Origin of the sequence: Bacillus sp. 7_6_55CFAA_CT2 (assembly GCF_000238655.1) — a bacterium.
GTDB lineage: Bacteria > Bacillota > Bacilli > Bacillales > Bacillaceae_G > Bacillus_A > Bacillus_A cereus.
Window position 1 is genome coordinate 661,076 of record NZ_JH414709.1, and the last position, 13,476, is coordinate 674,551.

Sequence of the window (13,476 nt, forward strand, 5' to 3'; positions counted from 1 at the left end):
CATTATGAAAGCCTGTATAATCTCTCTAAATGTAACAAAAATGACTATAGTACAATAGTAATTTTAAAAAGGAGAAAGTCTTATTTTATTGAAAATTGAGATATTAAGCAATATTCCTATTGCTATTAAATTCACCATTAAAGAACTTCCACCAAAACTTACAAATGGAAATGGAGTACCTGTAAGAGGAAATAGTCCCGTAATACCACCTAAATTTACAACTGATTGCATACCAATCATACATCCTATACCAATTGCTATAAAACTGCCGAATGGATCTACACATAATTGTGCAATTTTTAAGGAGCGAAGTACTATAGTCAAAACTCCAACCAATAGAATAAATACACCAATAAATCCTAGTTCTTCAGAAACTATTGCCATTATAAAATCAGTGTGTGGTTCTGGAAGATAACCTGTTTTTTGTATGCTATTTCCAAATCCACGACCAGTGATTCCTCCAGAGCCCATGGCAATAAAAGAGTTTACAAGCTGGTATCCATTTCCTTGCGCATCAAGAAAGGGATTGAAAATCGTAGTAATACGTGTCTTTTGAACTTCTGATAAACTATATTGAATCAAATAATATAAAATAGGTAACCATAAAATAGAACCGATGGTAGTTCTTTTGATTAGTAGATTTATATTTATTCCTGAACAAAGAAATATGCTAAAACCTATACCTAATATTAAAAGTGCAGATCCTAAATTTGGTTGTTTAAAGATAAGAAAAAAAATTGTAGCTAAAAAAAATAAAAGTTTTCCGATACCACTCCAGTTATTTTTAGCTTGTTCTTGTCGCAATGCAAAAAAACGGGCTGTTACAAGGATTGTTCCTAACTTAAGAAATTCAGCTGGCTGTATTCCAAAGATCCATGATTGAGCATTATTTACCACTTTTCCTTTCCATAAAACCATAATTAATAAAAAAATCCCCCCAACCATAATACAGATTGAGACTATTCGTTTTTTCCATATTTCATATGGGAGTAAAGCACAAATTATTAATCCTATTGTTCCTAAAAGTAGCTTTGTTAATTGAGAATCAACAAAATGTCTACTGTTATAACCGTAATGTTGAACAGCGACAATGGAGCTTGCACTATACATCATGATAATACCTAAAGTACATGTTATGAATAGAGGAAGGAGCAATAGATAATCGAGTTTTAATATTTTTTTCATTTTAATATCCTCCTGATTTAAAACAAAACATAATATTACATTTGCTAATGAATAGAATCTTGTTCTCGTTAATTACTAAATATGACTTTTGTTTAGGAAGATTCTATCGCTTATTCCCTGTTCTTTACGCAAAAAATCCCCCTAGTATGTAACTAGAGGGATTCAAAATGGCATGACTAAATAAGGCTTTTTTCCCTCTAGTAGAGCTTTGGCACTATACAACGTAAAGTAATGAAAATTCATTACTTAGCTATCTTAAGAAGAGCCTTAATCCGACAATTCCTGTTCTACCCATTGGCGTCTTTCGACATTTTTGGGCAATAGCCTGTGTTTGCATAGGAGCCTCACCTAACAGGTTAAGCAATATAAATTTTATGTGTTTGTTTCGTGTAGCAAGCATAAATATATTTTTTTTGCTTGTCAAGCAACCATATTGCTAATTTTATTTGTTTTCTTGCTTTATAGTCCTTTGAGAAATGATATGAAAAAATGTCTGTAATCATTCTGTATAAGTACATATTTTTGACTTGTAGTGTATCGTTTGATTAAGTAGTTTAACCATATAAATTTGATAAACAGTAAAGAAGATTTTAATCATAAAAGAAGATTTTTTTGTGAATGTTCTTTTGATATACAGAATGACTAATTATTCATCTTTTGTTATAAAGTTGGAATTTGATTAAAAACAATAAGTTTCATATGTTTTATTACGTTTCTTCGAATTAAATCTATTTGAATTCTATGTTTTTTAAGGGGAATTTTAAATTTATAATAAAATATAATTTCATTTTCTATAAAAGATTTTTTTATAAATGGAATTGAAAGTCAGTTGACAAATATTAAATTCTGGTTTAAATTTTGAAGTAATTCAATAAACTTTGTTAGGTGAGGCTCCTGTATAGAGAAACGCTGCTGCCCAAAAATGTCGAGAGACGCCAATGGGTCAACAGGAACGGTCGGATTAAGGCCCTTCTTAATGTAGCTGGTTATAAAAACCTATGCTATACAGTGCTAAAACTCAACGAGGGAGTGGTATACGATTTGATAGAAAGGCACCTCTGTGATTTCGGCAGAGCTGTCTTAATAATCATTTATTTGTATTGTGAAAAAACCTTTACTCCTTTTTGAGTAAAGGTTTTTCTGTTTAATGTTATTTATTTTTATCTTGTCTATATTCAAAAAGGAGGTAATTCTAACTAATGAATTGATTGCAATGTAACTATTATTGCTCTAATAAAAAATTTAAGACAGATAAAATAAAACAAAACCACTCATGAAACTCTAGAGTCTCCCTTAGCAATATGAGGAGGAGTTAACATGAAGAAATTATTAAAGGAATTACTTATAACCAAAAATAACTTGGATGCAGAGAAAGTTTTACGTCTTCCGTCGTATGATATTGCGCAAGAAGTAAAACAGTTTTCAATTGAAGATCAAGTCATATTACTAAATACGATTCCTGTATTAAAAAGCTCTAAAGTTCTTCAATATATGAGTGCAGAAGAAAAGTATAATATCTTAATTCACTTATCTGAAAATAAAGCTAAAAAGTTACTAAATTTACAACCGATTGATGAATTAGTAGATTTACTTCTAGCGGTTCATCCGGAAAAACAGGCTAAATTAATGGCTTATCTAGATAAAATTACAAAACATAACGTAAAAAAATTAATGACTTTCAAACCTGAAACGGCAGGAAGTCTTGTTACAAGTGATTTTGTTGCAGTTAGAGGAAATTGGTCAGTAAAAATGACATTGAAGCATATTAGGGAACACTCTGAAAATGTAGAATCAATATCTTATAGTTATGTTCTTGATAGTTATGGTTATCTTGAGGGAATCGTTTCCATACATGAGTTATTACTAGCAGCAGATGAAGAGGTATTATCTACTATCATGATGCAAGAGGTAATTTCAGTACACGCTGAAGTTGACCAACAAGAAGTTGTAAAAAAGCTACTGAATTATAATTTAGCAGCAATACCTGTCACAACAGCAAATAATAAAATGATTGGTATTATAACATTTGATGACGTAATGAATGTTATGGAAGCAGAAGCTACAGAAGATATTCAAAAGTTAGGCGGAAGTGAACCATTGAATCAATCTTACTTTGAAGCTAGTATTTGGAGCATTTTCCTAAAACGTCTACCATGGTTATTACTTCTTTTTGTTGCTGAGGCATATACAGGTACAGTATTAAAGTATTTTGAAGACGAAATTGAAACTGTAGTTGCCCTTGCTTTCTTTGTTCCATTATTAGTAGGTACTGGAGGGAATACAGGAACACAGGTTGTAGCAACAATTACTCGTGCAATTGGTATTGGAGAGTTGAAATTTAAAGACATTTTCCGTGTAATGAAAAAAGAATTTGCAATTGGTATGCTTCTAGGACTTGCACTTGGGATAGCTGGGCTCATTCGTGCTTATATGTTAGGAGTTGGAACAGAAGTTGCGCAAGTTGTAGCAATTACTTTATTATTTATTGTTATTTGGGCTTCTCTTGTAGCAGCTGCTTTACCTTTAATTCTAAGAAAATTAAAACTAGATCCTGCAGTTGTTTCAGGTCCATTTATTACAACATTTGTTGACGGAACAGGATTAATAATTTACTTCATGGTTGCAAAAACGTTATTAAATTTATAAATATACACTAAAAAAACGAAATCCGGAATAAGTATGTTGCCTTAATTGCTAAAACATAGTGGGGAATTCAGGCATGAGGAAATCAAACACTTTTGTCTTTAGATAAATAATATTTTAATGGATTTATTGAATGTAATGAATGCTGGAGGATAAAACTATGAAACATCTAAGAAAAATCTTCAAACGAATTTTGCTTCTATTTTCTATTTTAATGATTATTGGCGTAGGAATACTATTTGGTACTAGCTATGGCCGAGAGCTTCGTATAACAATCGCTGGGAGTATATTAACTTCTCAGCATCCACAATATGCGAAATATACATTCCTATCCCAAAAGGAACTAGATAAACTGCAAGATAGAATTAATCATCCAAAATGGTCAAACAGTGATGAGCATATTTATAAAAAAATAGTAGGAAAAAGATTAGAAGAATTAAAAAATCAGCCATTAGAAATTGATGTAGAAACAATTAAAAGTAATAAAGATAGTCGCTTTCTTTTCGAAGGAAAGTTAGTAACAATTAGTAATCCTTTCAATGTTAAACTTGTTAGCCATCAAGGAACACAGGGTGCTAACAGGGGAGAAAAAATTAGTGTAATGGCAAAACGTAATCATGCACTTGTTGCTGTGAATGCAAGTGGATTTGCTGACGAAACAGGAAGGGGTGGAGGAAATGTTGCTACTGGAATTGTGATAGAAAATGGGAAAGCTATTGATACAAATATGGATAGAAATGCCCCTACAATTATTACGGGATTAACAAAGTTTGGTCAAATGATAACAGGAAATTATTCTACCCAACAACTGTTGGATAAACAAGTCGTTTCCGCAGCTGGATTTATGCCACAGTTAATTGTAAATGGAGAAAAAATGATTACAGAAGGAGACGGCGGTTGGGGGTCGGCTCCAAGAAGTATTATGGCCCAAAAAGAAGATGGTACAATTATGTTTCTAGTTATTGACGGTAGACAGACACATAGTATAGGAGCTACGTTGAAAGAGTGTCAAGATATTCTATATGAAAAAGGAGCTATAAATGCAATGGCAATGGATGGAGGTTCTTCTGCTACGCTATATTTAGGAGGAAAGGTTATAAATTCACCGTCTACATTATCCCATGAAGATCGTTATTTACCGAACGCTTGGATAGTAACAGCAAACCAAAAACAAAAAATAAAGATGACAATTGATGGGAGAAAAATAGATACCAAAACATCAGATGAATTTGATGCGAACATTTCAACGAATTTATGAATTATTAAAAATAGAACAAATACATGATTTTTATCCCATTAGTCGGAAAATTGAAATTGTTTTTAAAAATTAGAAATTCTTATTTCATATTCATGATTTGCACAATATCAAACGAGAGTGATGAGGATTCCAAATTTACGGAATTCTTATCACTCTTTTTTAGTTTTTTGTAAATATGGAACAATATCCTTACTTTCACTGTCTATTAAGCGTTAAAACATTTTTTATTAAATAAATTAAGAAAGGAATCATCATTTTTAACTAAGGGAGAAGATTGAATTGAAAAAATTATGGATGCTGCTTTTCGTTTGTTTCGCGGTTATGTTGGTAGGATGTAATAAAAACGAACCGCCAAAACAAGCATTTGAAGAATATATCAATTTATGGAATGATAGAAAATTTACAAATATGTATGATCATTTATCAGATCATGCAAAAAAATCAATTTCTAAAAAAGAATTCACAGAAAAATATCAAAAAATCTATGAGGGGATTGGAGCTAAGAATTTAAAAGTTAAAATGAAAGGAGAGAATACGAAAGATAAAGAGCTTTTTCTTTTTGAAGTTAAGATGGATACCGATGTAGGATCAGTTTCATTCATCCATGAAGCAAAACTTGTGAAAGATAAAGAGTCTTGGAAAATAGATTGGACGCCAGACTTCATTTTTCCAGGAATGAAAAAAGATTACAAAGTACGTATGCAAATAGAGCAAGGAAAACGCGGAGAAATATATGATCGAAATGGAAAAGGGCTTGCAACGAATGGTAAAGCGACTGAGGTTGGAATTATTCCAGAGAAACTAGGCGAGACAGCAGCGCAAACGAAAGAAATAGTAGCACAATTACTTGATATGTCTATAGAAGAGGTCGAACAAAAGCTCACAGCGAAATGGATAAAACCAGACTCCTTTGTACCAATTGGCATTTTAAAAGAGGGAACCAGACAGAATGATTATATTGAATTAGAAGGAGTTTCATCTCACCCAGTAAATATTCGTACGTATCCATTAGGTGAAGCAGCGGCACACTTAACTGGATACATAGGAAAGGTGAATGCGGAGGAGTTAAAATCACTTCAAAAACAAGGTTATCAAGCAGATGATTTAGTAGGTAAGACCGGTTTAGAGAAAGTGTTAGAAAATAAATTGCGTGGTGAAAAGGGTGGACGCGTATTTATAGAAGATGAGAAGGGGAAAGAGATTAAAAACGTAGCAAAAAAAGAAGCAAAAGAAGGAGAAAATGTTACGTTAACAATTGATGCTGCAATTCAAGAAAAAATCTTTAATGAGATGAAAACTGAAGCAGGGTCTAGTGCAGCGGTCAATCCTAAAACGGGTGAAACAATCGCACTTGTAAGTAGCCCTGCTTATAATCCAAATATAATAGTTAGAGGAGCATCGAAAGCCCAACGAGAAGCATGGAGTAACGACTCGAAACTACCAATGACGAATCGCTTTACACAAGCATTTGTACCAGGTTCCGTATTTAAAACGATCACAGGTGCAATTGGTTTGGAAACAAACACAATAAATCCGAAGGAAGAATTTAAAATTCAAGGATTGAAGTGGACAAAAGATTCGTCTTGGGGAAATTACTATGTAACGCGTGTAAAGGATGCAAGTCCAATTGATTTTGATAAGGCAATGAAGTACTCTGATAATATTTATTTTGCTCAACAAGCTTTGAAAATGGGAAAAGATCAGTATGTAAATGAATTTAAAAAGTACGGATTTCATGAAAAATTACCAATCGAATACGAACTTCCTATTTCAATCATTGCAAAAGATGGGATAAAAAACGATATTCAACTAGCAGACACGGGCTATGGACAAGGACAAGTATTAATGACACCACTTCATTTAGCATTAACATATGCACCGATTGTGAATGAAGGGAATATTCCGTCGCCACATCTTTTAAAAGAAGCAAAAGTAGCAGGGAATTGGAAAGAAAATGTGGTTTCTAAAAAGAATCAAGAGATATTAAAGAGCACATTAATTAAAGTCATTAATGACCCTGATGGCGCAGGGAGAATTGCACAGGTTGATGGTGTGACGCTTGCTGGTAAAACTGGTACAGCAGAACTGAAAGAGTCGAAAGAAGCAGACGGAAAAGAACTGGGATGGTTCGCAGCTTTCGATGCAAATGCGCCAGACATGATTGTTACAATGATGATTGAAGATGTAAAAGGAAGAGGAGGAAGTAACGTTCCAGGTGAAAAAATAAAACATGTATTTCAGAAATAATACTTAATTATAAGGTGAATTTTTCACTAAATTTATTACATGTTTGCTTAACTCAAAGATATAGATTGGGGGAAATATAGAACAATTAAATTTCAAAAAAGCATTCTTTCTAATCGAGAATGCTTTTTTGCTGTCATTTTAGAAAAGTTGACATTGTTAATGGTAAATAGAAGGGAATAGCAAATTGAAATGGACAAGTAGAGTGTTACGTTAAATTCAAAAAATAGATTATTGTGAGTGGATTTTTATCATTGTATGCTTTACTTGTTTTTTAGTAGTATTATTCTGCCTGAAAAAAGATAAACAATGGAACAAATGAAACTTGTATTTTGTCTATATATTGAAACCATAATAAAAAAGTGAGGGCAGTTTTATGTTTATTCAAATAAGTTTGAGGTGTGGAAATGGAACAGACGTTTATTGAAAAGTGTAATCATGATGAGCTGGACTATGTTATAAAAGACTATTGGCAAGATGTATGGAATTATTCATTTATTATTACGAAAGATCCACACTTATCAGATGATATCACGCAAGATGTATTTATAAAGGTGTTTAAAAATTGGAATTCATTTCGAAAGGAGTCATCTATTAAAACGTGGATTTTAAAAATCACAAGAAATACGGCAATAAACTATTTGAAATCCTCCTATTTTAAAAGGATATCTTTAATAGGATTTTTTAGTGACGATAAGCAATCCCTGTCAGCAGAACAAGAATTTTTTTAAGCAAGAAGAAATGAATGATGTGTGGAAGGTGGTATTAGAACTACCTAAAAAGCACCGTGAAATAATTATATTGGATGCAAAATATGAATTATCTTATGAAGAAATGGCTGAAACATTAGGAGTATCCGTTGGAACTGTAAAATCGAGATTAAGTAGAGCGAGAAGTAAGGTTTCAAAATTAATAGGGGAGGGTAGTAGTGATGAACAATAAACAAAATCCTGACTGGTATAGAAAAATAAAAAAAGGCCCAATGGAGAATCGTAAAGATGAAGAAGAATTTATTTCTAAAATAAAGCAGTCTATATATGAAAATAATGAAGTGGATTTTGAAAAACATAAAAGACCATTTCGTAAAAAAGCATTACCTATTGTAGTTGTTTTGGTTTGTACAATGTTATTTTTCATTGTTCAACAACCTTGGCTTGATGATAATAAATCGCCGGTACAAAGTAGTACTCAAATTAAGCCTAAAACAAAAGATGAGTCTGCTCAAGATCCATCATTAAAACAATTTATGAATGAACTATATCAAAGTACGAACTCAAAAAATGAAAATAACTTGTACAAAGCGTTAAATGATGAAGTTCTATTTAAAGGAAAGAGTTATAGGAAGGATGAATTGAAGTTTGATGAAGATATCTTTCATGAGTTGCAAGTCGCCCTTACAATGGGAGGAGAGTTTGCAAAAGATACAAAGCAAGTATATAAAGTACCAAGTGGATTGACAGAAAGTAACCAACCAAACCAAGCGCATTTTATATATGCAACTGTTACTGGAAATAAAACGAAAATTTTAGCTGAACCAAAGCGAGAATCACAAGTTTTATATGAAGTATCTAATGAAATGGTAAAAGCTTGGATTCCAGAAAAAGTACAGAATAATGGATATATAAAAATATCTACAATTAACGGTAATACTGGATATGTACAGAAAGAGTACGTTTTAACTGATATTAAATATTCATTTATGTTCGAAAAGAATAATGAAGGTATATGGAAAATAATAAATATAGATTCTATATGGTAAAAGAGGAAGGTTCATTAAAGTGAACCTTCCTCTTTATTTTTATTTTCGTTTTGAAGAGTATTCCAGTACTCTAAAATTTCTGATGTAACGAGAGCGGCAATGTTTTTTTCTGAATTACTACCAGGGATAACGACAGAAACGGCAATTTGTGGATCTTCCGTAGGAGCATACGCAATGAAAAGAGAGTGATTTATCATTCTTGCTTGCTCATTTGGAAAACCTGTAATACCTGTTTTACCTGCGACGTCAAAGGGCAACTTTTTAATTTCCTCTATATTTTGACTCATCCCACCTTGCACGACACTCCAAAAGTTCATCGGGTAACGATTTGAACTTTCTAAAATGGGTTTAAACTTTTTGGTTTCCTTACCATCTTGACCAATAATCGCACTTACGATTTGAGGTTTATATTTGTCGCCTTTACTTGCCAAAGTTGCTGCATATTGAGCGAGTTGAAGAGGAGTATGCACTTCATTTCCTCCCCAAGAGGCATTTAATAAAGCTGAAATCCCATTTTCAAATTTATTAGATGGATGGAATTCATATTGTCCGTCTTCTTCAAAGGGTAAATCAATCCCAGTTTTAGAACGTAGGCCGAATTGCATTAAATAATCTGTCCATATATGTGCCACTTTTTCTATATTTCCATTATTTTGGTTGAATAAGGGCAGAGCTACTTTTGCTGTCATAAATGTGTTAGATGAATTAATGATAGCCTGCCTCGGTGTAATCTCCCCTGTTGGTGTTCCAGGCGCATTCGTAATGTTATTTTGATTATCATACTGAAAAGTACCTTTATCTAAATAAGTATCTTCTGGTTGGAAAAGCTTTTCATTTAATCCAATTAAAATAGTGAGTGGTTTTATAGTAGAAGCCATATTTACATAAGATTCACCATACTTTAATTTTTGAATTGCTTTATTTTGCGAAAGAGATTTAATGTTTTCTTTTCTAGAAGATACATGTGTATTTAATATATTTGGATTAAAAGCTACCGAGTTGGCCATAGTTAAAATTGCGCCAGTTTTTGCATCGCTCACTATAGCATAACCAGCTTTAGCATCAGGTGTTTTCTTAATTTGAGATTTTAATGCTTCTTCTGCCTTTTGCTGCAACTCAGAGTCTAAAGCTAGCCGCACATCTTTTCCTTTTTGTACTTTTTGAATGTTCCATAAGAACTTTTTATTATTCAATTTAAAAATAAGAGTTTTGCCTGGTTTTCCTTTTAAATCATTTTCATATTGCAGCTCAATCCCGCTTTTTCCAACAGCCATATGCTTGGACTTAAGGTCATTTTCTACATACCCAATTACTTGTGAACCAATTTCGTGTTTAGGGTAATATCGAATCCATTCATCTTTAATTATTACATTATTGGGTTTGTTTTTGTTTATGAATGCAAGTTCATTCTCATTTATATCAGAGTATAACGGTATATCATTCATAGTCTTCTTTTTACAAGATTGTTGTAATTGAGATTTTATGTTCTCTGTAGAAATATCATGTTGAAACTCGCTTGAAAATTGGTTAAAAAAAGCTAATGTGTTTGATGTATCTTGTTTCGATAGCTTTTCATCATTAGAAGTGCAATATAGAGACTTAACTTTCTTATTTGTAGCTAGCATTACACCATTTTTATCAAAAATCTTTCCTCTTTCAGCTGAAGAAGTTGCGATAGTAATTGAAATGAAGTTGATTTTTAATAAAATTAGTAAAATCAAACCTACAATAGAAAGAACCGCAAAAAATCTCCATCTTCTTGTATGTAACATATAACCCTCCCTTATGTAGCCTATTTCATCTTATATTTAATTATTTTTTTTGTAAATGTGGAACAACTTTATTGTTTAGGTTGTCTATTAAGTATTACAGCATGAAGAAAGGAATAATTAGCATGAAAATTTACTAGCAAGTTTATATGTAAGTTTAATAAGAGTTATTATACAGTTTAGCACTTCTAATGCAAGTGGCAAAAAAAATAGAGAGAAAACAAGAAGGGAGAGTTATTAATTCCGTAGCTAAACGAAAAGGAATGGTTGCTTACAAGGATTAAGCAAAAAATTGAGGCGATATTTATAACCGATTATCGGTATCTAATATATAAGGAATGCTTTTAGTATTTGTAGCAATTCCTGAAAGGATTAAATGGAGGATTTATGAAAGGACAAAAAGGCAAGAAGCAGAAGACATATATATCTATTCGATTAAATATAATGTTCCTTTGCATATTTGTACTATTCTCAGCTATTATTATGCAGCTAGGAAAGGTACAAATCGTTGAGGGAGAGGCTTATAAGAACCAAGTGGAAAGTAGTCAAAATGCAATAACTAGTATTCCAGTTCCACGTGGACAAATTTTAGATCGAGAAGGGAAAACAGTTGTTAATAATAAATCTCTTCGCACAATTACGTATACAAGGGTGAAGGGAATTACGAGTGAAGATATTTTAAAAACAGCAAAAGACTTGGCGAAAGTACTTGAAATGCCTGAACAAGATATAAATAAATTAACAGATATCGATAAAAAAGATTTTTGGATGCAGTTGAATTCGAAACGTGCGGAGACAAAGATTACTAAGAAAGATATAGAAAAGTTTAAAGAAAAGGGTATAGAGGGAAAAGAGTTAGATAAAAAAATAGAAGACTTAAGACGAGGTCGGGTTACAGAGGTAGAATTAGCAGAATTAACAGCACAAGATTTAAAGGTGTTAGCTATTAAAAGTAAAATGAGTTCAGGTTATCAACTAACACCACAAATTATTAAAAAAGATGTAACAGATGAAGAGTATGCGCGGATAAGCGAAAATCTTGCGAATTTTCCAGGAGTAGATGCAACTGTTGATTGGGAACGTAATTATGTAAACGGTAATTTATTTCGTTCTGTATTAGGAAATATTACGAGTAGTGAAGAAGGATTACCGAAAGAAAATTTAGATTCTTATTTAGTACGTGGATATAACCGTAATGATCGTGTTGGAAAAAGTTATATTGAACAACGATATGAAGATGTATTACACGGCACAAAAGAAGAAGTAAAAAATATTACTGATAAATCAGGAAACATTGTTAACACAGAAATAATCTCTAAAGGAAAAAGTGGTAATAGTTTAACATTAACGATTGATATGGAATTACAAAAGAAAGTGGAAGAAAGTATAGAAAAAAACTTGAGAGCTTTTAAGAGTTCAGAGCCACTGCTCGATCGAGCTTTTGTTGTCATGACGAATCCAAATAACGGACAAATTTTATCAATGGCAGGCAAAAAGATTGTAGAAAAAGAAGGGAAAATAGAGGTTGAGGATTTGGCATTAGGAAACATGACAACTTCGTATGAGCTAGGGTCAGCTGTAAAAGGTGCTACTTTATTAACTGGATATGAGACAGGGGCAATACATCCAGGAGATCAATTTTATGACGCGCCGATGAAATTTAAAGGTACACAAGCTAAGAAATCGTGGAATGTATCCGGATTTGGTAATATTAATGATTTACGGGCTTTACAAGTATCTTCGAATGTATACATGTTCCAGACAGCTTTAAAAATTGCGGGAGTTAATTACGTACCAAATGGCTCATTGGATATTAAACAAGGAGCATTTGATACGATGCGCTATTATTTCAAGCAATTTGGTTTAGGTGTCCCAACAGGTATTGATTTACCGAATGAAATAATTGGACAAACGAGAAAAGTAGATAGTCAACCTGGGTTTTTACTAGATTTTTCTATCGGTCAGTATGATACGTATACGCCGTTGCAATTAGCGCAATATATTTCAACGATTGCGAATGGTGGTTATAGAATGCAACCTCAAATTGTACAAGAAATACGAGAACAATCAATAAAAGAAGAGGTTGGCAAAGTTATACGTTCCATAGAGCCTGTCGTATTAAATCGAATTGATATGAAGAAAGAACATATTGATCGGATAAAAGAAGGGTTTAGATGGGTATTCCAAGAAGGTGATGGAACTGGCGTGAAATATTTCAAAAACGCGCCATATAAACCAGCAGGAAAGACAGGAACAGCCCAAACTGTATATGGTGGAGATGACCCGATTGGTAGAAATGCAAAAGGAGAACGTATGGAATGTTACAACTTAACGTTAGTTGGATATGCTCCATATGATAATCCAGAAGTAGCATTTTCCGTAGTAGTTCCATGGCTTCATGATGATAAAAATGGAATTAATTCTATAATTGGAAAGGAAGTATTAGATGTATACTTTGATTTGAAACAGCAACGTATACATGGTGAAGCTACTAGTACAGGTAGTTCTAAGCAAAATTAGAGTACTTTTCTCAGGGAAGAGACCCTGTTCATATAAAGCCATTTATAAGTAAAAAAATGAAATATGAAATAAGAGATAGAGGCGTCGTAGCTACTATC

General features: G+C 32.5%; 7 protein-coding genes, 1 pseudogene and 2 riboswitches. Of the genes and pseudogenes, 6 read left to right on the forward strand and 2 right to left on the reverse strand.

What is annotated here, in order from left to right; genetic code table 11:
- Positions 1-63 precede the first annotated feature (63 nt).
- Positions 64-1,185, reverse strand: coding sequence for an FtsW/RodA/SpoVE family cell cycle protein (locus HMPREF1014_RS12350; protein ID WP_000722116.1), 1,122 nt, complete (start codon positions 1,183-1,185; stop codon positions 64-66).
- Positions 1,186-1,371: 186 nt separating this feature from the next.
- A riboswitch (M-box (ykoK) riboswitch) is annotated at positions 1,372-1,548 on the reverse strand.
- Positions 1,549-2,055: 507 nt separating this feature from the next.
- Positions 2,056-2,221, forward strand: a riboswitch (M-box (ykoK) riboswitch).
- Positions 2,222-2,502: 281 nt separating this feature from the next.
- On the opposite strand from HMPREF1014_RS12350, the gene mgtE reads away from it, so the two are divergent.
- The 5 genes and pseudogenes from mgtE (at position 2,503) to HMPREF1014_RS12375 (ending at position 9,089) form a co-directional block, all read left to right on the forward strand.
- Positions 2,503-3,831, forward strand: a complete 1,329-nt coding sequence (gene mgtE, locus HMPREF1014_RS12355) for a magnesium transporter (RefSeq protein WP_000734821.1) — start codon at positions 2,503-2,505, stop codon at positions 3,829-3,831.
- A gap of 157 nt (positions 3,832-3,988) precedes the next feature.
- Complete coding sequence (locus HMPREF1014_RS12360; RefSeq protein ID WP_000681824.1) at positions 3,989-5,086, forward strand: phosphodiester glycosidase family protein; 1,098 nt, start codon at positions 3,989-3,991, stop codon at positions 5,084-5,086.
- A 279-nt stretch (positions 5,087-5,365) separates the two neighbouring features.
- Positions 5,366-7,333, forward strand: coding sequence for a penicillin-binding transpeptidase domain-containing protein (locus tag HMPREF1014_RS12365; RefSeq protein ID WP_000737769.1), 1,968 nt, complete (start codon positions 5,366-5,368; stop codon positions 7,331-7,333).
- Positions 7,334-7,737: 404 nt separating this feature from the next.
- Positions 7,738-8,272 (forward strand): annotated as a pseudogene (locus tag HMPREF1014_RS12370) (RNA polymerase sigma factor).
- Complete coding sequence (locus tag HMPREF1014_RS12375) at positions 8,262-9,089, forward strand: SH3 domain-containing protein (RefSeq protein WP_001060751.1); 828 nt, start codon at positions 8,262-8,264, stop codon at positions 9,087-9,089. The pseudogene HMPREF1014_RS12370 and the gene HMPREF1014_RS12375 overlap by 11 nt, the downstream one beginning before the upstream one ends.
- Positions 9,090-9,103: 14 nt before the next feature.
- On the opposite strand, the gene HMPREF1014_RS12380 is transcribed toward HMPREF1014_RS12375, so the two are convergent.
- Entirely contained in the window at positions 9,104-10,861 is a 1,758-nt protein-coding gene (locus tag HMPREF1014_RS12380) for a peptidoglycan D,D-transpeptidase FtsI family protein (RefSeq protein WP_000903423.1), read from the reverse strand.
- Between the two features lie 384 nt (positions 10,862-11,245).
- Between HMPREF1014_RS12380 and HMPREF1014_RS12385 the strand changes: the two genes are divergently transcribed.
- A complete protein-coding gene (locus tag HMPREF1014_RS12385) occupies positions 11,246-13,378 on the forward strand; it encodes a peptidoglycan D,D-transpeptidase FtsI family protein (protein WP_000678284.1) in 2,133 nt (710 codons plus the stop codon).
- Positions 13,379-13,476: the final 98 nt, after the last annotated feature.

Excerpts from the sequence above, each read along its gene's own strand:
- HMPREF1014_RS12350 (WP_000722116.1), bottom strand. The coding sequence starts at position 1,185 with ATGAAAAAAATATTAAAACTCGATTATCTATTGCTCCTTCCTCTATTC.
- mgtE (WP_000734821.1), top strand. The coding sequence starts at position 2,503 with ATGAAGAAATTATTAAAGGAATTACTTATAACCAAAAATAACTTGGAT.
- HMPREF1014_RS12360 (WP_000681824.1), top strand. The coding sequence starts at position 3,989 with ATGAAACATCTAAGAAAAATCTTCAAACGAATTTTGCTTCTATTTTCT.
- HMPREF1014_RS12375 (WP_001060751.1), top strand. The coding sequence starts at position 8,262 with ATGAACAATAAACAAAATCCTGACTGGTATAGAAAAATAAAAAAAGGC.
- HMPREF1014_RS12380 (WP_000903423.1), bottom strand. The coding sequence starts at position 10,861 with ATGTTACATACAAGAAGATGGAGATTTTTTGCGGTTCTTTCTATTGTA.
- HMPREF1014_RS12385 (WP_000678284.1), top strand. The coding sequence starts at position 11,246 with ATGAAAGGACAAAAAGGCAAGAAGCAGAAGACATATATATCTATTCGA.